General features: G+C 65.2%; 1 protein-coding gene. It reads left to right on the plus strand.

Translation table 11 applies throughout. The annotated features are described in order from the left end of the window. A partial coding sequence (locus G6035_RS19555) for a multidrug effflux MFS transporter (protein WP_256128154.1) occupies positions 1–1,192 on the plus strand: 1,192 nt, incomplete at its 5' end. Positions 1,193–1,197 lie beyond the last annotated feature (5 nt).

Below are 1,197 nucleotides of genomic sequence, written 5' to 3' on the forward strand. Positions count from 1 at the left end.
GGTTTTGCTCGTGATGGCCCTCGGCATCCTCAGCGCCGTCAGTCCGATGGCCACGGACATGTATCTGGCCTCGATGCCACGGGTCACGGAGTTTTTCCAAACCTCGGCATCGGCGGTCCAGCTGACCCTGACCACCTACATGGTGGGCATGGCAGTCGGGCAGTTCCTGCTGGGTCCGGTTTCCGACATGGTTGGCCGGCACCGGTTGATGGTCGCGGGCAATGTGTTGTTCCTGGCCACCTGCATTGCCATCGTGTTTGCACCCAGCATTGGCGCGGTCATTGGCCTGCGCGCGGTCCAGGGCGTGTCCGGTGCGGCGGGGGTGGTGATTGCGCGCGCCGTGGTCTCGGACATCGCCTCAGACGGCCAGGCGGCGAAGCTTTTCTCGGTGCTGGCGACCATCACCTCCCTGGCCCCGGTGGTAGCACCCCTCTTCGGCGGGGTCATCGCCAGCGTCGCACCGTGGCAGGCAGTATTTTGGGCGCTCGCAGTATTTGGGCTGCTGATGCTGGCTGGTTCGGTGTTAGTGGTTCCGGAGACTTTGCCGGTGGAAAAGCGGCACCGGGGTGGGCTGGGCGGCGTCGTGGGCAACGCCTTGGCAGTCATGCGCACGCATTCATACATGGCCTACGTGATGACATTCGGTTTCACTTTCGGCGCGTTGTTCTCCTACATTTCAGCTTCATCCTTCGTCTTCCAGAACGTGCTGGGCTTCTCGGCGCTGGGCTACTCCGTGGTTTTCGCGGTGAACGCGGGAGGTGCAATTGTGGGCGCACTGATCAATACCAGGCTGGTGGACAAGGTGGCTCCCGCCACGATCCTCCGCACGGCGATCACGACGGCGTGCGTCGTCAACCTGGTGGGGCTCGGCCTGGTCTTGGGCGGCCTTACTGGCTGGCCCACTCTGGTGCACCTGTTCGTCAACCAGGCCTGCCTCGGCTTCATCATGGGCAACTCCGTGGCACTGGCCCAGGGCCGGGTCCCGGGGCGGGCCGGGGCAGGCTCGGCCGTCCTGGGAACCATCCAGTTCCTTTTCGGCGGGTTGGTGAGTCCGCTAACGGGGATCGCCGGGCAGCACAGCGCCGTGCCGATGGCCGTCTCGATGGCGGCCTGCTCGGCGCTTGCCCTGGCCGCCGTTTTGGCGGCGGGCCGGTTTGTCCGCCAGGAGACAGGGTCCCGCCCAGGCGAATAAACGCT

The sequence above is a fragment of the Arthrobacter sp. SDTb3-6 genome (assembly GCF_013376095.1).
Classification (GTDB): domain Bacteria; phylum Actinomycetota; class Actinomycetes; order Actinomycetales; family Micrococcaceae; genus Specibacter.